This is a genomic window from Amorphus sp. 3PC139-8 (assembly GCF_040750475.1).
Taxonomy (GTDB): Bacteria; Pseudomonadota; Alphaproteobacteria; order Rhizobiales; family Amorphaceae; genus Amorphus.
In genome coordinates, this window is the sequence record NZ_JABJVY010000035.1 from 20,516 (window position 1) to 46,282 (window position 25,767).

General features: G+C 60.6%; 22 protein-coding genes. 8 read left to right on the forward strand and 14 right to left on the reverse strand.

Annotated elements, in window-relative coordinates:
- Position 1: 1 nt before the first annotated feature.
- Genes HNS03_RS23060 through HNS03_RS23075 form a run of 4 tightly spaced genes read right to left on the reverse strand, consistent with a single transcriptional unit; the run spans position 2 to position 5,475 of the window.
- Positions 2-1,129: a CaiB/BaiF CoA transferase family protein gene (locus HNS03_RS23060; protein ID WP_367198410.1), complete on the reverse strand. Its 1,128-nt coding sequence runs from the start codon at positions 1,127-1,129 to the stop codon at positions 2-4.
- Between the two features lie 10 nt (positions 1,130-1,139).
- Complete coding sequence (locus tag HNS03_RS23065; protein WP_367198411.1) at positions 1,140-3,116, reverse strand: tripartite tricarboxylate transporter permease; 1,977 nt, start codon at positions 3,114-3,116, stop codon at positions 1,140-1,142.
- Positions 3,117-3,170: 54 nt separating this feature from the next.
- Positions 3,171-4,310, reverse strand: coding sequence for a Bug family tripartite tricarboxylate transporter substrate binding protein (locus tag HNS03_RS23070; protein WP_367198412.1), 1,140 nt, complete (start codon positions 4,308-4,310; stop codon positions 3,171-3,173).
- 10 nt (positions 4,311-4,320) lie between these two features.
- On the reverse strand, positions 4,321-5,475 hold the full coding sequence (locus HNS03_RS23075) for an acyl-CoA dehydrogenase family protein (RefSeq protein ID WP_367198413.1): 1,155 nt from the start codon (positions 5,473-5,475) through the stop codon (positions 4,321-4,323).
- A gap of 102 nt (positions 5,476-5,577) precedes the next feature.
- Here HNS03_RS23075 and HNS03_RS23080 point away from each other — a divergent pair, with 102 nt between their 5' ends.
- Complete coding sequence (locus tag HNS03_RS23080; RefSeq protein WP_367198414.1) at positions 5,578-6,390, forward strand: IclR family transcriptional regulator C-terminal domain-containing protein; 813 nt, start codon at positions 5,578-5,580, stop codon at positions 6,388-6,390.
- 27 nt (positions 6,391-6,417) lie between these two features.
- Here the strand turns inward: HNS03_RS23080 and HNS03_RS23085 are convergent, their stop codons facing one another.
- Together HNS03_RS23085 and HNS03_RS23090 are read right to left on the reverse strand one after the other, a co-directional pair.
- Positions 6,418-6,825, reverse strand: coding sequence for a hypothetical protein (locus HNS03_RS23085; protein WP_367198415.1), 408 nt, complete (start codon positions 6,823-6,825; stop codon positions 6,418-6,420).
- Between the two features lie 78 nt (positions 6,826-6,903).
- A complete protein-coding gene (locus tag HNS03_RS23090) occupies positions 6,904-7,836 on the reverse strand; it encodes a LysR family transcriptional regulator (protein WP_367198416.1) in 933 nt (310 codons plus the stop codon).
- 116 nt (positions 7,837-7,952) lie between these two features.
- Between HNS03_RS23090 and HNS03_RS23095 the strand changes: the two genes are divergently transcribed.
- From HNS03_RS23095 to HNS03_RS23120, 6 genes are all read left to right on the forward strand, one after another.
- Positions 7,953-8,957 carry a TRAP transporter substrate-binding protein gene (locus HNS03_RS23095; RefSeq protein ID WP_367198417.1) on the forward strand — a complete coding sequence of 335 codons (1,005 nt, stop codon included), beginning with the start codon at positions 7,953-7,955 and terminating at the stop codon, positions 8,955-8,957.
- Between the two features lie 79 nt (positions 8,958-9,036).
- Positions 9,037-9,537: a TRAP transporter small permease gene (locus tag HNS03_RS23100; RefSeq protein WP_367198418.1), complete on the forward strand. Its 501-nt coding sequence runs from the start codon at positions 9,037-9,039 to the stop codon at positions 9,535-9,537.
- Entirely contained in the window at positions 9,534-10,838 is a 1,305-nt protein-coding gene (locus HNS03_RS23105; RefSeq protein WP_367198419.1) for a TRAP transporter large permease, read from the forward strand. Before HNS03_RS23100 ends, HNS03_RS23105 begins: the two co-directional genes overlap by 4 nt.
- A gap of 18 nt (positions 10,839-10,856) precedes the next feature.
- Entirely contained in the window at positions 10,857-12,434 is a 1,578-nt protein-coding gene (locus tag HNS03_RS23110; RefSeq protein ID WP_367198420.1) for a long-chain-fatty-acid--CoA ligase, read from the forward strand.
- A 53-nt stretch (positions 12,435-12,487) separates the two neighbouring features.
- Positions 12,488-13,300: a p-hydroxycinnamoyl CoA hydratase/lyase gene (locus HNS03_RS23115; protein WP_367198421.1), complete on the forward strand. Its 813-nt coding sequence runs from the start codon at positions 12,488-12,490 to the stop codon at positions 13,298-13,300.
- Positions 13,301-13,362: 62 nt separating this feature from the next.
- On the forward strand, positions 13,363-13,806 hold the full coding sequence (locus HNS03_RS23120; protein WP_367198422.1) for a MaoC/PaaZ C-terminal domain-containing protein: 444 nt from the start codon (positions 13,363-13,365) through the stop codon (positions 13,804-13,806).
- Between the two features lie 120 nt (positions 13,807-13,926).
- On the opposite strand, the gene HNS03_RS23125 is transcribed toward HNS03_RS23120, so the two are convergent.
- The 8 genes from HNS03_RS23125 to HNS03_RS23160 form a co-directional block, all read right to left on the reverse strand.
- Complete coding sequence (locus HNS03_RS23125; RefSeq protein ID WP_367198423.1) at positions 13,927-14,961, reverse strand: NAD(P)-dependent oxidoreductase; 1,035 nt, start codon at positions 14,959-14,961, stop codon at positions 13,927-13,929.
- Between the two features lie 2 nt (positions 14,962-14,963).
- Positions 14,964-16,733, reverse strand: a complete 1,770-nt coding sequence (locus tag HNS03_RS23130; protein WP_367198424.1) for a thiamine pyrophosphate-binding protein — start codon at positions 16,731-16,733, stop codon at positions 14,964-14,966.
- Positions 16,734-16,763: 30 nt separating this feature from the next.
- Positions 16,764-17,537 carry an arylmalonate decarboxylase gene (locus HNS03_RS23135; protein WP_367198425.1) on the reverse strand — a complete coding sequence of 258 codons (774 nt, stop codon included), beginning with the start codon at positions 17,535-17,537 and terminating at the stop codon, positions 16,764-16,766.
- Between the two features lie 187 nt (positions 17,538-17,724).
- The gene (locus HNS03_RS23140) at positions 17,725-18,834 is read right to left on the reverse strand and encodes a C4-dicarboxylate TRAP transporter substrate-binding protein (RefSeq protein WP_367198426.1); all 1,110 of its coding nucleotides are present in this window, start codon (positions 18,832-18,834) and stop codon (positions 17,725-17,727) included.
- A gap of 42 nt (positions 18,835-18,876) precedes the next feature.
- On the reverse strand, positions 18,877-20,187 hold the full coding sequence (locus HNS03_RS23145; protein ID WP_367198427.1) for a TRAP transporter large permease: 1,311 nt from the start codon (positions 20,185-20,187) through the stop codon (positions 18,877-18,879).
- On the reverse strand, positions 20,184-20,750 hold the full coding sequence (locus tag HNS03_RS23150) for a TRAP transporter small permease (RefSeq protein WP_367198428.1): 567 nt from the start codon (positions 20,748-20,750) through the stop codon (positions 20,184-20,186). Before HNS03_RS23150 ends, HNS03_RS23145 begins: the two co-directional genes overlap by 4 nt.
- Positions 20,751-20,990: 240 nt before the next feature.
- The gene (locus HNS03_RS23155; protein ID WP_367198429.1) at positions 20,991-23,048 is read right to left on the reverse strand and encodes a hydantoinase B/oxoprolinase family protein; all 2,058 of its coding nucleotides are present in this window, start codon (positions 23,046-23,048) and stop codon (positions 20,991-20,993) included.
- Positions 23,049-23,059: 11 nt separating this feature from the next.
- The gene (locus HNS03_RS23160; protein ID WP_367198430.1) at positions 23,060-25,108 is read right to left on the reverse strand and encodes a hydantoinase/oxoprolinase family protein; all 2,049 of its coding nucleotides are present in this window, start codon (positions 25,106-25,108) and stop codon (positions 23,060-23,062) included.
- A gap of 203 nt (positions 25,109-25,311) precedes the next feature.
- Here HNS03_RS23160 and HNS03_RS23165 point away from each other — a divergent pair, with 203 nt between their 5' ends.
- Entirely contained in the window at positions 25,312-25,722 is a 411-nt protein-coding gene (locus HNS03_RS23165) for an IclR family transcriptional regulator (protein ID WP_367198431.1), read from the forward strand.
- The last annotated feature ends 45 nt before the right edge of the window (positions 25,723-25,767 follow it).

A 25,767-nucleotide genomic window follows, 5' to 3' on the forward strand; every position in this document is an offset into this window, starting at 1 on the left:
ATTAGCTCTTGGGCAGGTATTCGTCGTTGTGCTCGCCGAGCAGCGGCGGCGGACTTTGCGGAGGAATTCGTGCACCGTCGAACCAGATCGGGCAGTGGATGGAACGCACGTTCGACCCATCGGCGGCTTTCCAATCGTGGAACGTCGCCAAGTGCTGAACCTGCGGATCGTGAGCGACCTCTTCGACCGCATTGACCGGTGCAAACGGCACGTCGAAACGTTCGAGCCGCGTGACCCACTCCGCACGGCTGCGTGTTTCGAAGGCAGCCGAAAGGCATTCGGCCAGCGCGGAATAGTTCTCAAACCGCAAAGCGCGCGTGGCGAAACGCGCATCGTCACCGAGGTCCGGACGCTCCAAAGCTTGACATAACGCCTCCCAGAACTTCGGCAGCGACGAGAGATGAAGGGCCAGAAGCTTGCCGTCCCGACACCGAACGGCATAACTCTGCGAAGCGGCCACGCGCGTCGTTGGGGTGACATCGAGGTTGCTGTCGACAAAGGCGAAGGGGTCGGGGATGAAGGCGATCGACGCTTCGAGCATGCTGACATCGACGCGTCGCCCGGCTCCTCCCGTTCGCTGACGCTCCAGAAGCGCCGCCATGACCCCGAGGGCGGCATACATACCGGTGACGTTGTCGGCGATCGTGGGGCCGGTGAGTTGCGGCGTATCGGGATCGATGAACAGACCGGTGATGCCAGCGAGCGACTGGGCCACGGCATCATAGGCCGGGCGCGCCGCATACGGCCCGTCCTTTCCGAATCCCGTTACCGAACAGCGAATGATATCGGGGTTGAGGCGTTCGATGGTCACATCGTCGAGGCCGAGCCGATCGAGCACGCCCGGACGAAAATTGTCGAGCAACACATCTGCCGTCCGCAGCATATCGTGGAGCGTCTGACGCCCATCGCCGGAGGTCAGATCGAGCGTCACGCTCTTCTTGTTCTTGTTGTAGGCTTTGAAGTGAGGACTGTAGAGCCCACCGAGAAAACTGCGAAATGGATCGCCGCCGTCGGGTCTTTCGATCTTGATGACTTCTGCACCCAATTCGGCGAGCAGGGATGTCGCCAGCGGGCCTGTTATTACGGCGCCCAGCTCCACGACGCGTATTCCGTCCAACGGTCTCGTCATTCAACGCTCCTTAAAACGAGATCAGCGTGGGATGCCACAGCACCCCACCGAGACGTCCAAAAACAAAGACCAGGATCAACCAACCGCACACCGCCTGCGCCAACGCCAGCTTCCATCGCCCCTTCAGCGCGATCAGCGTGTAGGACGCCATCGCGAGCACAATCGCCAGTGGCTGGTAGATCAGGTAGCTGAGGAGCACGATCGCGGTGAGCCACAGCAGGGTGGCCCCATCCCGCCAATCGCCTGCCAGTGACGCCACGCCCACGGGCCGGTCGCGCAGCGTTGCGGCATCGCGAACTGCCGCGCCGAGAGCCAAGAGAACGAGCGGCGCAGCCGAAAACAACGGGAAAAAACGGCTGTCCCAGGGCCACTCGAACGAGCGCCAGACCGCGAAGGCCGCACCTGCCGCAACGATCAAACCGAGGATCGCTGATGTCGCGGCGACAGACGGCGGGTCGCCGCTGATCCACTGGTCGCTCGCCCGTTTCGGCGCAGCATCGGCCTCGGTCTTTGCCCTGCGCTTTTTGACTTCGCGATAGACGCTCGTCGCGACGGTAAGCACGACGATCCCGCCCAGAACCAGACAGGCCGGCCGCGTCAGCCAGGAGAAGCCATGGATCTGCATGGCTAGGTGCAGCGACGTTTCGATGATCGGCCCGATGATGAAACCCAGAATAAATGCGGGCCGGGACCAGCCGGCGCGCTTCATGACTACGCCGAGACCCCCGAACGCCACCAGGGTGATCCAGTCTCCCATCTGATTGCCGGTCATCCACGCGCCCATCAGGACGAACAGCGTGACGCCCGGCACGAGCATGCGGCCTGGAACATATGCCAGCCGCGCCAACTGCTTGCTCCAGATCATCAAAGCAATCGCGCCGAGAACGTTGGCGATCACGAGGATGATGACCAGGCTCATCGTGACGTCGAGGTGGTACGACAGCATGGCGGGGCCCGGCGTCAGGCCCTGGATCAGAAAAGCGCCAAGCAGGATCGCCATCGGCGGACTGCCCGGGATCCCGAACACGAGTGTAGGGATCAAAGCCCCGCCCTTGGCGGCGTTGTTTGCCGTCTCAGGCGCAATGACGCCGCGAACGTCGCCTTTGCCGAAATTGTCGTTGTTCCGGCTTGTCTGAACCGCATGGCCGTAGGCGATCCAATCGACGATGGCCCCGCCAAGGCCTGGCAACATGCCGATATATGTTCCGAGCGCACCGCACCGCAGAACCAGCCACCAGTTGCGTCCCGCGTCCTTGACGCCGTCGAACAATGTCGCCCGATTTTCGGATGACGGCCTGTCGCGCGCGATCGATCGCCCATGCCGAGAAAGGTCGATGATCTCGGGGACGGCAAACAACCCAAGCACCACGGGAACCAGCGGCAGGCCGTCGAGGAGGTAGATGAAACCGAAGTCGTAGCGCGGTATCGCCCCCTGCGGCGCATATCCAACCATCGATATCAGCAATCCGAAGGTCGCGGCCGCCAGGCCGGTCAAGATCGAGCGTCCACTCAGAGAGCCGACCATCACCAGGCCGAGAAGCCCGAGCATCACGAACTCGGGCGCGGCGAACGACATGATCAGCGGCTTGACGATCGGTATCGACAGCGCCAGGCCGAGCGCGCCGAGAACGCCACCGATCGCGGAAACGGTAAATGCCGCGCCGAACGCACGCGGTGCTTCGCCGCGCTGGGCCATGGGAAACCCGTCCAGGATCGTCGCCTGTGAAGCCGCCGTCCCAGGAACGCCTAAGAGGACCGATGCAAGCGTATCGCTCGTGGTCGTCACAGAGAACATCCCAAGGAGGAACGCCATGGCCGGTCCGGTTTCCATGGTGAAGGTATAGGGAAGCAGGATCGACATGCCGGTGAGGCCCGACAACCCCGGCACCACACCCAGGCAAAGCCCGATACAGATACCGGCAAGCAACAGCGCCGGCGCCGGCCACACGAAAACGAGTGACGCGCCTGACAATAAGGCGTCGAACATGAAGAGGGATCCTGTGAGGCGGCTGCGGAAGCTTTGCGCTTCCGCAGTCTTTGTCTAGTTGGCAGAGGCCTCTGCAACGTAGTTCTCAAGGAACTGACGCATCTCGTCGGAGATGTTCAATTGCTCCTCCATCACCGCTTCCGCTTCCTCGCCAAGAACGAAAACCGGCACGAAATTCAGGCTTTTCATGGCGTCGCGCTGGAATTCCTCATCCTTGGCGAGATCCGCTAGCGCCTGGCGAAGATCGTCGACAGCCTCCGGGGGAGAACCGGGCGGCAACGCGATCAAGCGCAACATACGGGTCGAGAGCCTGTTGATCGTATCGTAGGCTTCCCAGAGCTGACCCGATGGTTCTTTGCCCTTCATCTGCTTGTACAGGTCATAGAAGGTTGGAATGGAGTCCGGCACGCCTTCGCCGCCCATAGGTTTGCCGTCACGCCACACTTCGTGCTGGTAGAGCGGCACGACAATTCCCGGCTCCACCATCGTCGGAACGACGACGGACATGTATGCGGGAATCGTTTCCGAGTAGAATTGAACTTCGTTCTGCTGAACGGCTTGCCGTGCCGGAGCATTTCCCTTGAAGCCGGTGATCACCCTGTGTGGAACGTCCAGAAGATCGAGCGACATGCGGATAAGAAGATCCTTGGAAATCGTTGGCCGAAGCCCCGCAGCCAGGAACGGTTCGGCATTCACGACATCCTCCGGATTTTCTATTCCCGGAGCGGCATCTTTTCGGATGTAGTTGATCGGCACCCCCTCGACGCCCCCGATCACCTCGAGGTCTCGCAGATCGATGGTGAGTGCCGGATCCTCCAGAAGCTGGTATTCATAAACGGCAGTGAAATAGGACACCGTAAGACCGTCCGGCGCGGCGGCTTCGCCCAGATGATTGGTGGCGACCAGGCCTCCCGCACCGGGCATATTGCGCACGATCACCTCCGGATGGCCGGGGATATGCTTGGCCAAATGCTTGGCCACCAGCCGTCCCTCGATATCTGTCGACCCGCCGGCGGAGTAGTTGATGAGGACATCGAGACGCTTGCCCTCATAAAACGGCTCCTGAGCATTGGCACCAACGGCAGTCGTGACCGCGAATGCACAGGCTAGAACCAGACCTCGTGATTTCATTCTCTCCTCCCTTTCGTTTTTGAAGCAGCGTTGTCCGCTCCTTTTGGTGACGCTCGCATTCACAAGGCGCGCGTTACGCGCTTTCGGCGAGCACCTGCCGCGCGATCGCCATGCGCATGACCTCCGAAGGACCTTCGGTGATCATGAAGCTCCGCTGATCGCGCCACAGCTTCTGGATCGGCATGTCCAGTGTCAGCCCCATGCCGCCATGGAACTGCAAACAGCGATCGGCAACGCGAAACCCCATCTCATCGCCATAGAGTTTGAGCATGTAGCTCTCCAAGCGAATGTCTTCGCCTTGATCGATCTTCCAGGCGGCCTGGCGCACCATCAGTTGGGTGGCATGCAATTCCGTGCGGCTGTCGGCCAAGGCCCACTGCACCGCCTGCCTGTCAGCGAGCCGTTCTCCGAACGTGCGACGTTCCAAAGCGTAGCGCGCCGTCATTTCGATGCAGCGCCGGGCAACGCCGCAGGCACGTGCGGCATGCCGGAGACGACCGAGATTGATCCAACGCTGTGCGAGCTTGAAACCCTCGCCTTCTTCGCCGACACGGTTCGAAACCGGAACGCGAGCGTTTTCGAACACGATCTCGCAGGGCGCATCGCCCATCATCGTGCGGTGCTTGGCGGCAATCCGCACGCCCTCGGTCGCCATATCGATCAGAAGGCAGGTTATTTGATCGCGACCTTCCCCCTGCCCGGCCGTCTTGACCATGACCTGGGCAAAATCCGCCGTGTCAGCGCCCGTTATGAACCGCTTGACGCCGTTGACGACATAATCGTCTCCCTCTCGGACGGCCCGCGTTCTCATCGAGCGGGGATCGGCACCAGCGTCGGGTTCAGTTTGTGCAAAGCACGCGGTCTTCTCGCCGCGGCACGTCGGATCGCGATATTGCTCGGCGAGCTTGCCGGTGAGGGTTTCCAGGATCGGCCCGACGGCCGGCCCAAAGATGCTTTGGTCCCGCGCTGGAACCGCTGTCGTGCGGCTGATTTCCTCCCAGAAGAGCGTCATACCGAGCGCGCCAAGCCCAGCGCCTCCGAGCTCCTGCGGGAGGTCCAGAAGCCACAACCCGGCTTGCTTCGCCTTCTCGCAGACTTGCGCCCGCTCCGCAGCCGGAAGCGCCCCGTCTTCATCCAAACGCGTTTCCAGCGGAATCAATTCCCGATCCACAAAACGCGCCAACATATCGCGAAACGCGGACAGCTCATCCGGCAGCGCCAGATCCACCTTGTCTCCTCCCCGGCGAAGACCTCTTATCGACATTGAGGCTCTTGATTGTGCGGACAGCGCACATTATGTTCGTAATTCGCGCAACCCTAGGGAGGCTCCGTGACCGCGTCAACCGAAAACCCGAAACCGCGAGCCGACTGGTTCATCACCTCCGTTGATCGCGGGCTGAGAGTCTTGCGCTCATTCGACCGAAACGCGCCACTTCAACGCGTCGGCGATATCGCCAAGAAAACAGGGATGTCGCGGGCCGCTGCGCGCCGGTTTCTGATGACGCTCGAAGAGCTCGGCTATCTGGGCTGCGACTCCGAGCAGCGATATTTCCTCAGACCGCTCGTGCTGACACTTGGCTATTCTTATTTGTCGTCACTCAACACGGCCGAACTCGTTCAGCCGATTCTGCAATCGGTCATGGAGCAGACTGGCGAATCCTGCAGCCTCGCCTTTCTCGAGGGTAGCGACATTCGCTACATCGCGCGCGCGATCTCGCCACGCCCCGTTCAGATCGCAGTTCGCCCCGGCGACCGGCTTCCCGCGCACGCAACGTCGATGGGTCGCGTTCTTCTCGCCGGCCTGCCGGAAGACGCTCTCAAGCGCTATTTCGCGACCGCGCGGATGGAAGCTTTCACGCCGCATACGTTGACCGATCCCGCCAAGCTACGGGAAATCGTCACCCGGGTTCGCGAGGAAGGGCACGCCGTGATCGACAGCGAGGTCGGTATCGGCATCGTTTCCATCGCAGTCCCCGTGCTCGGACCGAAGGGTGAAACGCGGGCGGCGATCAACATCAATTGCCAATCAGGCCGAACCGACACGATACAAACGATCCACCATCATTTGCCGGCGCTGAAAATCGCCGCCGATCAGGTCGCGTCGGTTCTGGAATCGCTGCCGGACGTCTTTTTCCGGGCCTGAGCAACAAGTGGCTCGTGAGCATTCCATTTAGACCGGTTCGATCTTAACGAAAAGGAATTGCTCAAGTTCTTGAATTTGGAGCCATTTTCCGCCGATCAGATGTGTCCACATGATCGGAGAAGGCTCTAGGGTCAGGACCCATAAATCCGGAGGCGATTTGGTCGAATGCACTGATCGGCCCGCGTTCGGCAGGTGCCGAATGCGGACGAGTCGATCGGAGCTTTCTGCGTCGAGCATCTTATCAGCGCGCCGTCGGAGCGCAGGATACTCGATGAGCGAGAGCGCAGGAAGCCCGGCCGGTTTTGCCGTTCCGACCTCTTCGAAGGGCCAGCTCTTGGGACGCCGCAGTCGGTCAAATCGATCCGCTCCTTCGGACGCCAAAACGGCTGCGATCTGCTGCTTCGACCCGCTCGGCCGGGGAAATACCCCGCCCATCGCGGCTCTCGTTGCATCTCTTTGCCGTTTCAGGCGCCATGGCCTGCAGATTTATGAGTCCTGACCCTAGGCCATGGCCTAAACGACCCGAAAGAAACTTCGCTGACCGTCATCCTGTTTGAGCAGAAGGGTCAGCACCATTTCCCGCAGCCATACCGCTCCGCGATCCGTCTCCGAGCGCTTGTGCCAATACAGCCTAAGATCGATTTTCGGCAGATCGAAGAGCAGCTCCACAGTCCTCAGCCGTGCCGCGCTGGCATAGAAGCGCGCCAGTTCCTCAGGCGCGGTTGCGATGAGATCGGTCTTCGCGACAATCAGTGGCGACGCCAGGAAATCGGTGACCTGAAGCGCAATGCGACGATCCAACCCCTGACCGCGCAATGTCTTGGCGATGATGCCGTCACCGCCACTGACCGACGAGACCGTGACATGGTCCAGGGCCAGATACTCACTCAAAGTGAGTGTTTCGCCGATCTGGGGATGATCCTCACGCGCGACACACATCCAACCGTCGATGAACAGCCGTCGCTGGATCATTCCCTCTTTCAAATGGGGCCAGACGCCCACCGCGATATCGATCTCGCCATTCTCGAAAGCCTCCATGTGACGAGATGCCTGTGTCGTCGTCACGACAAGACGAATACCGGGTGCAATCTTTCGAATCTGTTCCGTTAATACGGGCAGAAAAAGGATCTGTCCGATCTCGGACATCAGAACGGTGAATGTTCGGGTGGACGTGCTGGGCTCGAAATCCTGACCGGATGAAAGCGCATCCCTGAGAGACGATAGCGCGGTCGCGACGACCGGCCCGAGCTCCAACGCGCGTTGGGTCGGCACCATACCGCGACGTGTTCGAATGAATAGCTGATCCTGGAGAATGTGACGAAGGCGCGCGAGAGCCCCGCTCACGGCCGGCTGCGACAGATGAAGCCGCCGCGCCGCACCATTTACGCTGCCGTGCCGAAGAATGGCATCGAACACCACCAACAAATTCAAATCGAGCCGAGTCATATCCATAAGCGCGATATTAGAGCAAAACATACTCAATTTGACAAATATCACTACGCGCAGTTCTTCATGGCCCTGCGATCGACCGGCAGTCGATCGCTAGGTTTGGGAGGACCGCAATGTTTACAAAAAAGGGTGCAATCGCCCTGGGAGCCCTGCTGATCTCTGCGTTTTCGGCACATGCCGAACAGCAGAAACTGACCTTTTCGGTTTTTGAACCGCCACAGGCATTTGGGCCGGCCAAGGTTTATGGTCCGTGGGCGGAAGACGTAACCAAAGCTTCGAACGGAACCATCGAGATCGAGATGCTTGCAGGCGGTCAGTTGGGCTCGCCGCCGGCGCAGCTCGAGCTAGTTCAAAATGGCGTCGCAGATCTCGCGCTGATTATCCCGTCATTCACGCCAGGCCGGTTTCCCGGCAACGAAATCGCCGAACTCCCCTTCTTGTGGGATGACCCGAGCATTGCCGGGATCGCCGTAACCAACCTCGTCAAAAATGGGGATCTCGAATATCCCGGTATACATGTGATCGCCGCCGACGTGACCGGACCCTACCAGGTGCACTCGGCAAAGCCGGTCGAGACGCTCGACGACATGCGCGGACTAAGATTGCGCGCGGCCGGTCCGGTTTTTGCCGCTGCAACGTCCGCCCTGGGCGCCACCCCCGTCGGCCTGCCGACCCCATCTGTTGCGGAGAATATCAGCCGCGGCGTTCTCGACGGCACGCTTCAGGACTGGACGCTTCTCAACGCCTTCAGGATCATCGACGCAACCCCCTACCATTTCGACTATCCCCTCGGGGGCGTCACCGCACTCCTCGTTATGAATAAAGACGTCTACGACGATCTCCCGCAGGACGCTAAGGATGCGCTTGCTGAATATGGGGGGACGCACTTCGCCCGGCGTTGGGGCGAGGTGCTCAAGGCGGAAGAAAAGGCCGTTAAGGAAAGCGTCGAGAACGATCCGGACCAAGTGGCCGTCTATCCGAACGAGGTCGAGGCGGAGAAATGGACCGAGGCGCTGCAACCCGTCGTCGAAGACTGGGCGGCCAAGTCAGATCGCAATGCCGCGTTGCTGGAGGCCTTTAGGGCAGAGCTGAAAGGCGCCGAAGAGCAGATGCAGTGACCTTTAGCGGCGCGAGAGACTTCGACCTCTCACGCCGGTCGATCGCATCCCGCAGCTCACAGCACCGGCGAACAAGATCATGTCCAGAATCACAGCAGCTCTCGCCGCGATCGGCGTGTGCGCCTTGATGGCCATCACGCTGATCACCGTCGGCGATGCCATCCTGCGAACCTACTTCACCTCTCCAGTGGTCGGAGTGTCGGAGGTCGCCGAACTCTTGGCGCTCATAGCCATCGCGAGCTTTCTTCCGCTCTCGCTTGAGGCGCGCCATCACCTTTCGATCGACTTCCTGGCAGAGGCATTCGGTCGTCATAGCTATCGCTGGCTCGGCGTTTTCGGTGCCCTGCTGACGCTTGTGTTTTTCAGCATGATGGTGTGGCAACTGCTGCGCCACAGTCTCGACCTGCTGTCGTCCGGCGCGTCGACCTGGTTTCTCGCCTGGCCTGTCGGGCCATGGTGGCTTGCGACCACGGCGATCCTGTTCCTGTGCATTCCGGTTCAGATTCTGGTCGTCCGCGCGCTTCTGACTGAGAAAGGCGCGGAGCACTCCGGAGCGACGGCGAGCGAGGACCTGCTATGAGCGGACCTCTCGCAATGACGGCCATCGGCTTTGCCGGACTCTTCGCTCTCATCCTCATGCGCGTGCCGATCGGTGTCGCGATGGGCATTTCCGGCTTTGTCGGCTTCGGGATTCTCTCGGGGTTCGGCCCCGCACTGACCCTGTTCGGAACGGAACCGGCCCAGGTTCTCAGCAACGCGAACCTGGCGGTGGTCCCCCTTTTCCTGCTTATGGGCTCACTGGCGACGGTGAGTGGCCTCTCCGACGACATCTACCGTCTCGTCTATGCGATGATCGGACATTGGCCCGGCGGTCTTGCGTGCGCAACGGTGGGAGGCTGTGCCGGCTTCGGCGCCGTGTGCGGATCGTCGCCGGCCACCGCCGCAACGATGGGCCAAATCGCTCTGCCGCAGATGCTGCGGCGCGGCTACTCGCCGGGACTGGCCACGGGAACGATCGCGGCGGGCGGAACGCTCGGCATGCTCATTCCGCCGTCCATCGTGATGGTCATCTACGCCTTCCTTGCCCGCGAGTTCGTGATCGACATCTTCGTCGCAGCCTTGTTGCCGGCCCTGCTGGCGGTCGTCCTCCAGGTTTTGGCGATCATCGTCTATGTCAGGATTTGGCCGGAGGCCGCGCCGGCGGGAGAACGGATAGCCTGGCGGGAGCGGGCGCGGATCGTCCGCAACAGCTGGGGCGTCGTCATCATGATCGGCTCGGTCATGGGCGGTCTGTATTCCGGCATCTTCACCGTGAACGAAGCTGCTGCGGTCGGCGTTCTCGTGGCCTTCCTCTTCGCGATGTTTCGGCGCTCGCTAAACCGGCGGTCCGTTATCCGCATCGTTCGCGAGACCGCGTCGAATACGGCGATGATCTACGTGATCATCATCGGTGCGTCGATCTTCACCTATTTCGTCACCGCGACCCGTTTGCCAGGCGCTCTGACGCAGACATTCGGCGATATGGACGTGCCGCCGCTTGTTATCATCGTCGCCATCCTGGCGATGTACGTCGCGCTCGGGTGCGTCTTCGACACGATCTCCAGCATGGTCATAACGCTTCCCTTCGTCCTGCCCGTCGTCACCGGCCTGGGCTACGACGCCATCTGGTGGGGTATCGTCCTGATCATGGTGATCGAGCTCGGCATGATCACGCCGCCCGTGGGCATGAACGTCCTGATCCTCCACGGCATCGACAGGACGATCCCGATCGGCCGGATTTTCACCGGCATCATTCCCTTCGCCATCGCCGATCTGATCCGCATCGCGATCATCGTTCTGTTCCCCGCACTCGCCCTTTGGCTGCCAACGATCGTGCGTTAGCCAGGAGACCCGCTCCCCATGCGCCAACCCGACAAGCTTGAAACCCTTCGCGACCTCTTCGATCGCAATCTTGCCCTGCATCCGGATAAACCGGCCTACATTTACGAGGACGAAGCGGTCAGCACGCGCGATTTCGCCGATGCCGTTTTTCGGCTGACGCACGCGCTCGAGGGACTCGGCGTGCGCCGCCAGGACCGCGTCGCCATTCTAGCGCAAAATGGGCCACGCTACCTAGAAGCCTATTCGGCGTGCGAAGCTGCAGCCTTCGTGCTGGTGCCGATCAATTACCGGCTGTCCGCACCGGAGATCAATTACATTCTCCGCGACTCCCAACCCCGCATTCTGCTGTACGAGGCCGAATACGCCGGCATCGTCGACGCACTGAAGACTAGCCATCCGGAGATCGTCGCTTACGTCTGTATCGACGCGGAGGGTGAAAACGGATCGTTCGGATATGCGTCGCTGCTCGAAAGCGCGTCAGCCCAGCCGCCGAAAACACGTCCCGCCCCATCCGACCTGACCTACCTCATTTATACGAGTGGGACGACGGGACTGCCCAAAGGCGCGATGCATGATCATCGCGGACAAGTCCGCTTCGGTCAGATTCTGGCTGCCGAACTTGGAGTCGGCCCATCCGACAGCATGCTTCTTGTCATGCCGTTCTATCATATAGGCGCCAAGTGTTCGCACCTGGCCTGCTGCTATCGCGGCGCTCCCATCATTCTTATGCGCAACTACGACATTCATCTTGTGGCGCGCGCGCTTGAGCGTCACAGAGCGACGATGGCGCACCTTGCGCCCCTAATGGTGCAGGATCTCGTCAATCTCCAGCAGCAATCGCCCCGCGATCATTCCAGCCTGCGATTGGTCGAGTACGCTTCGGGACCGATGGCCATCGAACCGTTGCGTCAGGCGTTGAGAACCTACGGCTCGATCTTCCTGCAGATCTACGGAATGACCGAGACCGGCCTCGGCACAGCCCTCTACCCGCATCTTCACGTCGTCGACGGCGACCAAAAAGACTTGGCGCGACTGGGTTCGGCCGGTCAGCCGTCGCTGCACTTCGCAATACGGATCGTCGACGAAGACGACCGCGACATGCCTGTCGGTGAAACCGGCGAAGTCCTGATCGCAGGACCGTCGATGATGCAGGGCTACTGGAACAACGAGGAAGCCACGCGCAAGGCGCTCGCGGGCGGGTGGATGCATTCCGGGGACATCGGTCGCCTGGATGAGCAAGGCTTCCTGACCATTCTCGACCGCAAGAAGGACATGATCGTCTCCGGCGGCGAAAACATCTATCCGCGCGAGGTCGAAGAAGCGCTCTACGCCCATTCGGCGGTCGCCGAAGCGGCCGTCATCGGCATTCCGGATGATCGGTGGGGCGAGGCGGTCAAGGCCTTCGTCGTCGCCCGCAAAGGATGCGATGTGAGCGAAGAGGACCTGATCGCTCACTGCCGCACGCTGATTGCAAGCTACAAAAAGCCGAAAAGCATCAGTTTCCTCGAAGAACTTCCCCGCCTGGCGAACAAGAAAATCGACAAGAAGGCGCTGCGCGAGCCCTTTTGGCAAGGACGCATGCGCAACGTGAACTAGCCGATCGAGACCGAAGCCCCACAACATTCAGTGCATCGAAAAAGGAGAAACCGATGATGAATCTTGAGACCGTCAAGGTTGACCAGAAAGACAGAGTCGCTGTTATCACGCTCAATCGCCCCGAGAAACGCAATGCGATGAGCCCGCAACTTCATCTGGACATGGTCGAGGTTCTCGAAACCCTGCGCGATAAGCCCGACATCAACGTCGTGGTGATCACCGGCGCGGGAAAGGCGTTCTGCGCGGGAATGGACCTGAATGAATTCTTCATGAAGAACAGAGACGACAATGTCATGTTCGAGAAGGCCTACAGGGCGGCGGTCGAATGGCGCGGCAGGACGCTGCGCTACTATCCGAAAGTGACGCTGGCCATGATCAATGGCGACTGCTTCGGGGGAGCCTTTTCGATCGTGGAAGGGTGCGATCTGGCGGTGGCAGCCGATGACGCCCGCCTCGGCCTTTCGGAAATCAACTTCAAGATCTTTCCCGGCGGTTCGGTAAGCAAGTCCTTGGCCAATCTGCTGCGGCCAAGGGATGCGCTGTTCTACGGACTGACCGGTCGGCCTTTCGATGGCAAGGAGGCTGCTCGGATGGGCTTGATCAACTATTCCGTTCCGGGAAGCGAGCTTGAAGGCCACGTAATGGATCTGGCCGCCGAAATCGCGACCAAGGATGGCATGGCGCTGAGGGCCACCAAGGAAGGCTACCGGATGTCGCTGGAGATGAGTTGGGAAGCGTCGATGGACTACACGCTTGCCAAGCAGGACCAACTCACGCTGCGTCAACAAGGGGCATGGCAGGATCAGGGCATCGGCGACTTTCTTGACAAGAAATACAAGCCGGGTCTCAGCAGCTACGACGGATGATATCCGCTGCCACTGCGATCTCCTGATCGCAGATCGCGGTGGCATCTCCCAGGAACATGAAAATGAGCGACCTCTCCTACGACACGCTGAGCGAAAACGATCACCTTGTCGGTGCCGGTCGAACGATCCGGGACGCCGACCTTTCGATGGCGTGCATGATTTCGGGTGACTGGCATCCGATCCATTGCGACGATCAGTACGCCCGGAGAATGCCGACGGGCCGACCCCTCCTCCACGGCGGTTATTTGACGGCCCTGACGATGGGCATGTCGGCCAGCCTACTTGCCTTCAAGGAGCCGGTGGTCATGTTGCTCGGTCTCGAGCAATGGACGTTCCGCGCTCCGGTCGGCGTCGGGGACACGCTGCACCTTGAAATGCGGCTGCTCTCGAAACGGCGGACTTCGACGGGCACGCGCGGCGTTCTGAAGTTCCAGCAAAATCTGCTGAACGAGAAAGACGCCGTCGTTTTGGAAGGCGTGTCGGCCCATTTGGTCGGCGACGAATAAGCTTCGCAGGGGAACGTTCCTTGTCCGGCAACGAACGTTCGGCCCACGTTTTGGCCTACAGGCCGGACGGCGCAAAGTCCGGCCTGTCCGCTCCATCCACCGTATCGCCTCGATCTCGCATCAGCCGTTCAGGCTTTCGAGGCGTTTGGCCCACGCATCCAACACCTCCGGATTGCGAGTGTAGAGCGGCTGCTCTCCCCGCATGATGCGCGTCGCATTCCCGACGAGAACATCCGGCATCACGGAATAGAGATCGACCGTGTGGCCGAGGATATGAGGCGTCAGGATCACCCGGTCGAGTGTGCGGAGCGGATGGTCGGCCGGCAACGGCTCGGTCGCCGTCACATCAAGGCCCACACCGGAGAGATGCCCCGACTGGATGACCCGAACCAATGCCTCTTCATCGATGAGCCCGCCGCGGGAGGTGTTGATGACGATCGCGTCCGGCTTCATCGCGCGAAGCTCTTTCTCGCCGATCAGGCCGCGTGTCTGATCGGAGAGCGGCACGTGAAGGCTGACGATATCGGACCCGACCAACAGCTCGTCGAGCTCCACCATGCGGACGTTGGCCGGCGCCTTGTCGGCCGGCAGGTACGGGTCATAGACCAGGATTTCCTTGGCGTCCCATCCCGCGAGGCGCTCCACGACGCCGCCACCGATGCGCCCCAGCCCGATCAACCCGATGGTCCGGCCACGCAGCATGCGCGCGTACATCTGCGCCGGACGCGGCTGGTTTTCGCGCAAGATGCGCTCGGACCGGTGCAGCTGGTAAAGCAGCACCAGCATCATCATGACCGTCGCTTCCGACATGGCGAGGAAGTTTTCCGCCGTCGCCCCGTTGGCCACGATCAGTTCGCGCTCGGCGCATGCGCCCAGATCGACGGCGTCGACGCCGATGCTGGGAAAAACGAGCGCCCTGAGATTGGCCGACGCGTCGAGATCTTCTTCGCTGATGCGGGCCCGCGAACTGGCAACGATGATATCGACGCCATCCAGAAACGTCCGGCGCTGCTCCGCCGAGAGGCGAAGCGGGACACCGGGCGTTATCTGAGGCCCCGGAACCACGGTCCAGCCAAGATCCGCCAGCTTGCTCGAGGCGCTTGCGAGCACATCTTCAAGGACCGGATCCTGTGTGATGTAGATCTTTGGCGCCATGGTCACTCGCTCCTCGTCAGACCGGCGACCATGTTGGGATTGTAGCCCGGCTTCACGCGCGCATCGATGACGACGGGCCTTCCCTGCTTGACCAGCGCGACGCCCTTTTTGACCGCGTCCACCAATTCGCCGGCGGTCCAGACGGGGCCGATCCCTTCGATCCCTTGCGCGCGCGCGACGCCGGCAATGTCGATCTCCGGTTCGCCGATGCGCTGACCGATCCACTTATTCTCGACCGGTCGGTTACGGGAAACGGCAACCCGCTCCTGATGGACCTCGTCATTGTAGAAAGAGCGGTTGTTCGAAACGACGGCGAGGAACGGCGTTTCGTAGTGAGCGGCGGTCCAGAATGCGGACGCCGCCATCATGAAATCGCCGTCGCCGAGCACGGCCACGGGCAGACGTCCTTTGTCCTTCAGGCCGAGCGAGGCCCCGATGAGCATGCCCGGCCCCGACCCAATGCCGGCGCCGCCGTCCGAACCGAGGAAATCGAAGGGATGACGGAAGTGCCAGCTTTCACCGGCCCAGCCGAGCGGAAGGCGCACGATCGAGGCGCATTCGCCCTCCAGGCCTGCGCCGAGCGCGCCGGCGAGCACCATGATATCCAGCTCCGTTTCCGGCGCTGGCGCGCCGAGCGCCGGTAGAACCGGCTGGTCCACCGGCTCGGTGCCGGCGCCCACGCCCAGCGCATCCGCAATCGCGTGAACGGCGAGGTCCGGCGCACAGGCAAGGTTGACGTCGGCAGGCGGCAAGCCCTGATGCTCCATGCCCCAGCCATTGTGGAGCTGATAGTCCAGCGACGCTTGAATCACCTTGGCTTCGACCTCGCGGGCCAGCTTCAACGTGCCCGCCAGATCAAGCCAATCGAGACTGACTATGACATCAGCGCCCCGCAGGACCTCGCCGGCGGCATCGTCGATAAAGAAGGCGGGCTTGCCGCGATGCTGCGGATGATTCGTCGGGAAGGACGCGCCGACCCGGATGTCCGTCAAAACCTCGGCATTCAACGCTTCGACCAGCGCGACCCGGCGCGCCCAATCTTTCGGGTTCCGGGACACCCGTCCGGCCAGAACGACCGGCTTTTTGGCGTTTCTCAAGAGCTCAGCGGCCCGCTCGACACCCTCCATTGCCGGGGCGGCCGGCAGTGGCGGCTGGTAGCGCGCATAATCTGGCAGCGTCGGAAGATCCTTATGCTGCCGCTCCTGCACCGACACGTCGAAATTCACATAGGTCGGTCCGGTCGGCGCGGTCCGCGAGATCATGTTGGCGCGCAACATGGATTCGATGCCGGCCTCCATGGACGCGGGCTGGTCGTCCCATTTGACATAGTTGCGGATGAGCGAGCCCTGATCGCGCGAGGTGTGCAACCAGTCGATCCAAGGCCGCCGCATTGCGGCATCGACAGGCCCGGTCGCGCCGTAGATCAGCATCGGGACGCGATCGCACCAGGCATTGAAGATCGCCATTGTGCCATGCATCAAACCGACGTTGCTGTGCATGATGACGGCCATAGGTTCACTCGTGACCTTGGCGTAGCCATGTGCGATGGCCGCCGCATGCTCTTCATGGAGGCAGAGCAACATCTGGGGATCACGATTGCCGAGTTTGTTGACCAGGCTGTCGTGAAGCCCGCGAAAACTCGAACCCGGGTTGAGGGCGACATATTTTATACCCAGCCCTCGCAGAACTTCCGCGAGAACGTCGCTCCCCCAAATCCCGTTGTCCTTCGACGCGACGGGCAGCTCGACGGCCTTGTCGTTCTTGGCATCCATGCTTTCCTCCAAACGAGATTGTGCGGTTTGTCAGTAGTCGTTCATGAGCCGGCCATAGCCGGCGATCCGGTCGCTAACGCCCATTGTGCGCAACACATGCCAGGCCATGGCCTGGTTGCTCGTGATGACCGGTCGTTCGAGGCGTCCCTCCAGGGGCGCGATCACGTCGAGCGAGCGTATGGCGGTGCAACTGATGAAATAGGCGTCGGCTTCGCCGTGGCGGTGAGCGACCGTCAACTCGAACCAAGCTTCGGGCGTGACAGCGGCCATCTCGTGCGGGGAGAACAGGTCGAGGCCCACCGAATCCACGACCTCGACTCCCTGTCGATGCAAGAATTCAATCTCGCTTTGATTGATGTGGTCGACATAAGGCGTAACGAGGACCACTCGCTTCGCGTTCAAAACCGACATCGCGCGAGAAATCGCTTGCGATGTGACAACGATATCGATCCCGCTTGCGGCGCGCGCACGCTCAAGAATGGATGTTTCGAGTTCTTCGCTCGAGGTGGAAACGGCCGTGCAATGAAAGCCGATCAGATCTGGCTTCGTGTCCGCCAAAAGCGAGGCCGCCATCTCCACATTGTCCACCATCGCCAACAGCTCCTCCGGCGAACTGCCGGTCAGGCGCAATCGGGTGGCATGAAAAGAGATATTCGACGGAAGCAGCGCGTCAAAATCCCCCTCGGCGACTGTGTTTCCCGATGGAACCAGCAACCCGAGCCTGGCACGCGAGCCAAATCGAACCGATGCGCGTTCCGCCGCATCGGGCCGTGTCTCGAACGTATCCTCCGCCTTCGATACCAAACCCAATTCCTTCGTTTTCTATATAATATTAATTTATCTATCGCTAACAACGACGTTTCGCAACTCAAGTCGACCTATCCGGTACAAATTAAAGGATTGCAGGCGTAAAAACGGCCCGGCATAAGCCGAGCCGGGAAACGACCGACCAAAGTCGGTGCGGGCAAAAATGCCGTAGATTGAAATTCGTCTATTGCACAGCCTTTGTAAAAACCTCCTGCTCAAGAAGGTCCGCAAAGGCTTCCGGATCGCCTTTCACGTCTTGGACGAGGCCTTTCCACCGTTCCAGCGCATCGATATGAGCCTGGACGATCTCTTTGGCGTTCTCAGACCCGCCCTGACTGATGATGTCGCTGGCGACAGCCTCGAGCTCGCCGGCTCGAAATTCCTCCATTGCCGTGTTGAACGCCTCGTCCGGCGTCCAGAAGGCGATGCCCTTCTCCTCTGCCGACTGGCGCGCCGCTTTCTCCTGATCGGCGTATTTCTTGGTGATGAGGGCGATGCGCTCGGGGATCAGCGACATCATCTGCTCACGCTCGTCGTCAGAAAGGCTGGCGATCGAGTCCTTGTTGAAAATAAACTCACCAAGGCCGTGATAGCTGCCGAACGGTTGGTCGACGATGCTTTCCACCGAGTCGACCAGGCCAAGCGTGTCCAACCACGCCAAATTTCCGACGGCGCAATCGACCTGGCCTTGCTGCAAGGCGGGGCCGACTTCACTGGCCGGCAGCGAAACCGCGACGCCACCGAGCGCATCGATCATGCGCGTCGCGAAACCGCCGGTTACGCGGATCTTCCGGCCCGACAGATCGTCGAACGATTCCACGGGCGATGCACACATGAGATACCACGGCGATGCCGCGTGACCGCCGAGCCAAACGGCATTCTGGCTGTCGAGATCGGCGATGCACTCATCGCAATCGAGCATCATCGTCTGGTTGGTCGCCCCGGCCGCAGCCCAGAAGTCATCAGCGAAGGGCAAAAGCTCCGGCAGCATGGCAACATGCGGAATTTCGCTTGAGTTCAATGTCGGAACGATAAAGCCCCCGTCCACGACGCCGTCGCGAATGCCCCCGAGCGTCGCCTGCCCTCCGAGCATCTGACCGCCAACGAAGACTTGACCGGTCAACTTGCCGCCCGTCTCCTCGGACAATTGCTCGAAGAACTCTTGGGCCTGCGTGGCTTCCGTCGCCAGAGGCGGCATGAAGGTATTATAGGTAATCTGGTCCGCGACGGCCGCAGCGCCAAAGCTTAAGAGCGTCACGCCGACACATGGAAAAACCAATGCCTTCAGCTTCATCTTCTTTCCTCCCATTGCATTGAAGACTTCGTTGTTCGGCCGTCAAAGCCCCATCAGCCGGGGCAACAAAAGCGTGATCTCCGGAAACGCCACAAGCAGCGCGATGACGACAATGTCGACGGCCAAAAACCATCCGACACCCCGGAAAATCTGTCCGAGCGAAACCTCCTTTCCAACAAGCGACTTGACGGCAAAGACATTCAGCCCGACCGGCGGCGTCATAAGTCCGATCTCGACAAACTTGACGATCAGAACGCCCACCAGCGTGAGGTCCAGACCCACTGACTTGAAGACCGGGAGCATCACCGGCAGCGTCAAGAACAACAGGCCGAGCGGATCCAGAAACATGCCGAGGACGAAGTAAGTCAGCGCAGCAATCACGATGACGCCAACCTGCGTTATTCCCCCATCGGACATGATGCTCGCCAGAAATGCCGGCAGGCCAGAAAACGCCATGAACCGCGTCAAGAGAACAGCGCCAATGACGATGAAGAAGATGGATGCCGTACCGACAAGCGCGCCCCAGAAGCTGCTCTTAAGTACGCCCCAGTTCAACTTGCCCTGAACCAACGCGACGAGAAAGGTCAGCGCGGCACCGAAAGCGCCTGCTTCGGTGGCGGTAACGATACCGCCATAGATACCTCCGATGACGCCGATAACCAGCAACGGGAGTGGCCAGATACCGCCCGTTGCGGCGAGTTTTTGTCGAAAGCTCACGTCGACGTCGCCGTGAGGAGCCAAGGACGGCCGAAGCTTCACGCGCACCATGATCATCGTGGCGAAGGCCAGCGCCGAGAGCAGACCCGGAACGACACCGGCGATAAATAGCTTGAGGATCGAGGTCTGCGCGAACACCCCGATCAAGATCATCAGGACGCTCGGCGGAATAAGCGACCCAAGCGTTCCCGCAGATGCGACTACGCCGGTCGCCAGGCCCATGTCGTAGCCGTTGCGCTTCATCTCCGGAAGCGCGATCCGACCCATGGTCAAAGTCGTGGCGAGGCTGGAGCCCGACGCGGCGGCAAAACCGGCGCAGGCGAAATTTGTCGCGACGGCCAATCCTCCCGGAAACCGGCCGAGCCAAAGCCGGGCAGCCTCAAAAAGCGCCGTGGTCAAACCGGAATGGAAGGCCAGCGTACCCATCAGCAGGAACATCGGGATTGCCGAAAGCTCCCAGCTTGCCGCCGTTTCGAACGGCACAAGGCTCAAAACGCTGAGGGCTATGTTGAAATTGGTGATTGCCGCAATCCCGAAAAACGCGACCAGCCCGAGGGACAGCCCGATCGGAACGCGAAGGGCGATCAGCAGCAGAATGACACCGACACCGGTGAAGCCGATTGCGAGCGAGCTCATATCGGCGTCACCCGCTCAAAATCGTTCGAGACGTCCGTTCGACCGAGGCGCTTCCAGTTCCAAAACCGATAGGCGTGAGTTGCCAACTCGATGATCGAGATGGCGACGACGAGCGCCATGGCGAGCACCGGTATCCACCGGGCCGGCCATGCCAGAAGGAAGTAGTCGGCGGTCTGAATTTTTTCCGATATCTCGGTTGCGCGCAGCGCTTCGGTTGCCGCGCGCCACCCAATCAGTGTGGCATAAAGCGCCATTAGAGCAGCGGAAAGACAGCCGAGCAGGACCTGAAAACGCGGCGAAAGCAGGTCGGCCAAAAGGCTCGCATCGATGTGTTGCCCCTTTCGCTGGACATAGGCCAACGGCAGAAAAATGAGGGTGACCATGTAATATCGGGAGACAATCTCGGTCGTCCCGGCAAGGGAAAAGCCGGCGAAATAGCGAAACGCGACATCCGTTACGACATGAACGGCCATGAGCCCCATCACACATGCGCCCAGGGCCGCCGACACGCCGCTAATGCCATCCAAGAGACGCGCGGCCGAAATTTCTCGAAGCTGGCTCACAAGTCCTCCCATCCGCTGCGGCGATCAAGTGGGCGCAATCACCGTAACGAATTCAAGCTACTTCAAGTATTACAGAGCCGTACGTTATTTTCTATCAGCCCTGAAATCCGTATCGAAAGATAAATTTCTCTAAAATCGGCAATAAATCTAGGCATTGCCGAAAACACGCATTCATACACGGAACATCCACGGAAAATACCTATGCCACAAACGCGCCCCGACGCATTCGCCATGTGGATGCTAAGCACACGATGTCTCATCGACATCCCGTCGCAGCACTGTTTCGACCTTCATCGAGATGCTTTTGCCGGTAATTTTGGCCCAGCAGGCGTCGATGTCCAAAGCGGACAACGGCTTCTTCTCGGCTTCATGCAGTCTTTGCGCAGCCCTCCAGACGCGCCCACGCAGAGATGACCGAAGGGCTACCGGCACGGCTTGGACGTGGCTCATTAGTCGAAGCCAAGCGTCGTCCGTCCAAACCGCGTCGTAGGTTTGTCTTTCCGGTCCGAAGCTGAAAGCTTCGTGCAGCGCGTCCGATTTCATCCGGGCCCGCAGATCCGCTGTTGCTTCGACATCTACGGTCTCTGACCCGATCAGAACGCCGTAACAATTGCGCGCCGCTTCGATCGAGATCATGTCATTCCGAACGTCGCGAAGCACGCTTTGCGGATCGCGATCGAGCGGCGAGCCGAATCCGCCGCCGCCGGGTGTCAAAATGCGCACGACGTCGCCCGCATCCACCTCGAGGGAGTCGATCTTGGGGATTGGGTTGAAACGGTCGTCTCCCGCCCGCTTGATGAATACGGCCGCCTTTTCTCCACAAAACCCGCCATTCAAGCCCCAGGGTCTGAACCGGTGCCGCTCCTGGCCGCGTGCCGTCACCAGGCAATTGTGCTCCAGCACCTCAAATTCGAACACAAGACCAAGACCGCCACGGAACTTGCCGGCTCCGCCCGAATCCTGACGCAGGCTGTAGTTGAGAATGCGCACACCCGAAACATTTTCGACGACTTCGACAGGACTGTTGCGCAAATTGGCAATGTCAACCACATCGCGCGCGTTGAGGCCGTCGCCGCCTTCATGGCCGCCCGTACCGCCGACCATCGGCTCCAACACGTTCACCTTGAGACCGCCCCGTTCGAGATTGGGCTCAGCAAACACGATGGGAGCGATGTATCCGGCGCCTGCTGCCGGAATGACGTTCGGAACCGCCTGGGCAAGCGCACCGCAGATCGCATCCTGAATGCGCACGCCGGTCGTGGTTCGCAGCCCGACGGCAGCCGGCGGCTCGCAATTGACCAGCGATCCGCGCGGCGCGACCACGCTGACGGGACGCAACAAGCCCGCGTTGACAGGGATGCCCTGATCCATCGTCAAAAGCACGAACATGATCTTGTAGATCAGCCAGGGATGCGGCTTACCTTCCGAGTAGATATTAAAGGCGGACCGCAATTGGCTGTCAGTCCCCGTGAAATCCACTGTGATCGCATCGCCCGCGACGGTGAGCGCGACGCAGAACTTGACCGGGATGTCGGAAACAACGTCATCGTCCAAATAATCGGAGAAGCGGTAGACGCCGTCCGGGATGGTTTCGATGACCGACCGCGCTCGCAGTTCACTGTAGTTAAGAACGTCATTCATCGCATCGACAAAGGTGTCTACACCATATTTGTCGACGGATTCACCTATCCTGCGTTCTGCGACACGCAAGGCGGTGATCATTGCCTTGACGTCGCCCCAGTTGTCATCCGGTACACGGCAGTTGCACAGGATCAATTTCAAAACATCGGCATTGAGCTCTCCGGCCTTGTAGAGCCGGGTCGGCGGAATGCGAATCCCTTCCTGATAGATTTCGTAGCTCGAGGGCGACAGGCTGCCGGCGACCCGTCCGCCAATATCGGTCGAATGGACGTAGGAGTAGGCAAAGCAGACGAGCCGCTCTCCGGAGAAGATCGGCGCCAGAACGCTCACGTCGGGCAAGTGCGACGAAAGCCCCCCGCTGCTGTAGGGATCGTTGCAGACAACGATGTCACCCGGCTCGAACGCATCGAACTCCGAGAGGATCGACGCGAAATTCAGGTTCGCGAACATCGTGATCCCGATGCTTTGCGGATAGCCGAAGATTTCTCCTTCCGGCGTGACCAGCGCCACGCCGAGATCGGCGGTCTCGTTGACAAACGCCGTGTGTCCGGTCCGCTGGACGGCAAAGCCCATTTCTTCCGTGATCGAACGGAAACGCTGCACGAAAATCTCGAGTTGAGCTGAATCCGTCCGCATGGCTGCACTGTTTCCGTGCATGGGCTCCTCCCCTATTCCGCCTTCGAGACCAAGAGATTTCCGACGGCGTCGCAGGCGCCGATAAAGCCGGGCACGATGAACGTGGTCGTATCGAACTGCTCGACGATCGCGGGGCCCGCGATGGTGTCGCCAGCCATCAACGCATCGCGCCGATAGACCGCAGCGTTGCGGAAGCGATTGCCGTAGAAAAGCCGCCGCTCTCCGACTTCCAAGCTTCCCGCGGCCGCGTGGCGCTCGTTCAGACGTGGCAGGTCCGGCCGTGGACGCCGGCCGGTCGACACAACCCGAAGCGCCATCAATTCGATCGGTGATGCCGGATCATGGTTGCTGTAGAGCTTTTCGTAGGTCTCGTGGAACAGTCTGGCCAGATAATCGGGATCAATTTCATCGAGCCTGACGCCTTCCGGCAGGGTGACGTCCACGTCGAAAGCCTGGCCCCGATAGCGCAGGTCGGCCGAACGCACCACCTCGACCACCTCGATCCGTTCGCTTTCCGCAGAAAGCCGATCGCGCCCTTCTTGTTCGAGTTCGGCAAAACACGCCTGCAGGTCCGCCGCGCTGAAGGCGGCCAGCGGGCCGCGCATGCTGCGGATATGATTGGATTTGTAATCGGCGATCGTGGCGCCGAGTGCGCACATGGTTCCCGGCGACGGCGGGACGAGAACCTGTTGGATCCCGATCTCCTCCGCCAGCAGGCAGGCGTGCGTGGGTCCCGCACCACCGAAGGCCACAAGTGTGAAGTCGCGCGGGTCGAGGCCGCGCTTGGTCATCATGGGCAAAATCGCGCTTGTCATCGTCGCCGTGCCGAGGCGCAGAATTGCCTCCGAAGCCTGCTCGGCCGAACAGCCAAGTTGCTCAGCGATGCCGCCGACCGCCTTTACCGCATTCTCGCGGCTCAGTTGCATGGTTCCGCCGACAAACCGATCAGGATCGATAAAGCCCGACACCAGATAGGCGTCGGTGATGGTCGGCCGGTTTCCGCCCCGGCCATAGCAGGCCGGCCCCGGCTCCGCGCCCGCACTCATGGGGCCCAGCTTGAGGACGCCGAAAGGGTCGAACCAAGCGATCGACCCGCCGCCCGCTCCCACGGCGAAAACATCAACGGACGGCATCACCAGGGGAAAATCGCCGACGACCGCCTCGGTCGAATGGACCGGCTGCCCGTCCCGGATGATGGAAAAATCCGCACTGGTCCCGCCGATATCCAGTGTCACCGCGTCATGGACGCCGCTCAAGCTCGAAACGAACGCCGCCCCGACCACGCCCGATGCCGGCCCGGAAAGCATGGTGTTGACCGGCTTGGTCTTTGCGCTCGATGCTGCAAGCACGCCACCGTTCGACTGGGTGATCTGCAAAGGCGCCTCGAGACCGACGCCGCTGGTATCGGCTTTGAGATTGTCGACATAGGCGCTCATGATCGGCTGCACATATGCATTGAGCGCAGCCACGCTTCCGCGTTCGTATTCGCGGATTTCCGGCCAAAGGTCCGACGAGCAGGAGATGTGGAGGCCGGGACGACGGGCACACAACGCGTCGGCCAGGCCGCGTTCGACGTCGGACCCCTTGTAGGCGTTCAGAAGACAGATCGCCGCACTGTCAATCTCGGACGGCAGTACGGCCAGCACCTTGTCCGCAATCGCCTCAAGCGATGAACGATCTTTGTCATCGCCGCGCAGAGGAACCTCGATCACATCGCGGCGCTCAATGATCGGCGCCGGCACGTCCGATTTGAGGTTGAAGATACCGGTCTTGCGCAGCCTCGCGATCTCCAGAATGTCTCGATTTCCAGAGCTCACGATCAAGGCGCACCGCGCACCGCGCCGCTCAAGAACTGCGTTGAGCGCAATCGTGGTGCCATGGACGAAATTCGCAATCGTCCGGGGCGAGCTTTCGATGCTTGAGAGCAACTCGCTTATACCCCGAGCCACCGCCTTGGAGGGGGCGGACGGCGTACTGGCAACCTTGTGTGTGAAATATTCCGAACCGTCGAGCGCGATGAGGCTCAAGTCCGTGAATGTCCCACCGATATCGATGCCTAACTGGAAGCGCTCCGAGGCCAAAATCGATTTCCTATATAATTATCGACTGCATAATTGGATTACATATAAAGAGAATGCCGGTCAACAGCCCGAGCATCTTCAGAGGCGCTCCAGGGCTGGCATTCCCAGGCATGCACCGGTATTGCGGCCCCTGAACTGCATTCCGCAGCACCGGCTCATGAAGAAGAAATGTCCGCGTGAGCGGCAAAATTTGGAGATCCGCGATGGTGAAAGATGGCAAGGAGCGGTACGGTGTCCGTTCCGTCGTCGTCGGTGCGAAACTGTTGAGCGTGCTGTCGTCCCGCAACGGAGCGATGTCGCTCACGGAGCTCGCGCACGCGGCCGACATGGCCCCCGCGAAAGCGCATCGCTATCTCGTCGGGTTCATGGAATCCGGGCTGATTTCCCAGAGTGACATGAACGGCCGATACGATCTCGGACCGCTCGCGCTCGACCTGGGACTCGCCTCCATTCGCCGCCTGGATGTCGTCGAAATCGCCTACCCGATCATGGTTGCGATGCGTGACGAGACGAATGAGACGACGTCGCTGGCGGTATGGGGCAATCGCGGGGCGACCTTGGTGCGCTGGGTCCCCAGCAATGTGGCCTGCCCCCTGAAAAGTGGTCCTCCCTGAAGTAGGCTTTCGAGCCAGATGGAGGATGCAGGAATGCCCCAGAAG

What these genes read in the sequence shown, in the direction of transcription:
- HNS03_RS23145 (WP_367198427.1), bottom strand. Translation starts at nt 20,187, where the DNA reads ATGAGCTCGCTCGCAATCGGCTTCACCGGTGTCGGTGTCATTCTGCTG.
- HNS03_RS23155 (WP_367198429.1), bottom strand. Translation starts at nt 23,048, where the DNA reads ATGCACGGAAACAGTGCAGCCATGCGGACGGATTCAGCTCAACTCGAG.
- HNS03_RS23110 (WP_367198420.1), top strand. Translation starts at nt 10,857, where the DNA reads ATGCGCCAACCCGACAAGCTTGAAACCCTTCGCGACCTCTTCGATCGC.
- HNS03_RS23095 (WP_367198417.1), top strand. Translation starts at nt 7,953, where the DNA reads ATGTTTACAAAAAAGGGTGCAATCGCCCTGGGAGCCCTGCTGATCTCT.
- HNS03_RS23065 (WP_367198411.1), bottom strand. Translation starts at nt 3,116, where the DNA reads ATGTTCGACGCCTTATTGTCAGGCGCGTCACTCGTTTTCGTGTGGCCG.
- HNS03_RS23105 (WP_367198419.1), top strand. Translation starts at nt 9,534, where the DNA reads ATGAGCGGACCTCTCGCAATGACGGCCATCGGCTTTGCCGGACTCTTC.
- HNS03_RS23090 (WP_367198416.1), bottom strand. Translation starts at nt 7,836, where the DNA reads ATGACTCGGCTCGATTTGAATTTGTTGGTGGTGTTCGATGCCATTCTT.
- HNS03_RS23130 (WP_367198424.1), bottom strand. Translation starts at nt 16,733, where the DNA reads ATGGATGCCAAGAACGACAAGGCCGTCGAGCTGCCCGTCGCGTCGAAG.
- HNS03_RS23085 (WP_367198415.1), bottom strand. Translation starts at nt 6,825, where the DNA reads ATGGGCGGGGTATTTCCCCGGCCGAGCGGGTCGAAGCAGCAGATCGCA.
- HNS03_RS23115 (WP_367198421.1), top strand. Translation starts at nt 12,488, where the DNA reads ATGATGAATCTTGAGACCGTCAAGGTTGACCAGAAAGACAGAGTCGCT.
- HNS03_RS23120 (WP_367198422.1), top strand. Translation starts at nt 13,363, where the DNA reads ATGAGCGACCTCTCCTACGACACGCTGAGCGAAAACGATCACCTTGTC.
- HNS03_RS23125 (WP_367198423.1), bottom strand. Translation starts at nt 14,961, where the DNA reads ATGGCGCCAAAGATCTACATCACACAGGATCCGGTCCTTGAAGATGTG.
- HNS03_RS23165 (WP_367198431.1), top strand. Translation starts at nt 25,312, where the DNA reads ATGGTGAAAGATGGCAAGGAGCGGTACGGTGTCCGTTCCGTCGTCGTC.
- HNS03_RS23100 (WP_367198418.1), top strand. Translation starts at nt 9,037, where the DNA reads ATGTCCAGAATCACAGCAGCTCTCGCCGCGATCGGCGTGTGCGCCTTG.
- HNS03_RS23060 (WP_367198410.1), bottom strand. Translation starts at nt 1,129, where the DNA reads ATGACGAGACCGTTGGACGGAATACGCGTCGTGGAGCTGGGCGCCGTA.
- HNS03_RS23140 (WP_367198426.1), bottom strand. Translation starts at nt 18,834, where the DNA reads ATGAAGCTGAAGGCATTGGTTTTTCCATGTGTCGGCGTGACGCTCTTA.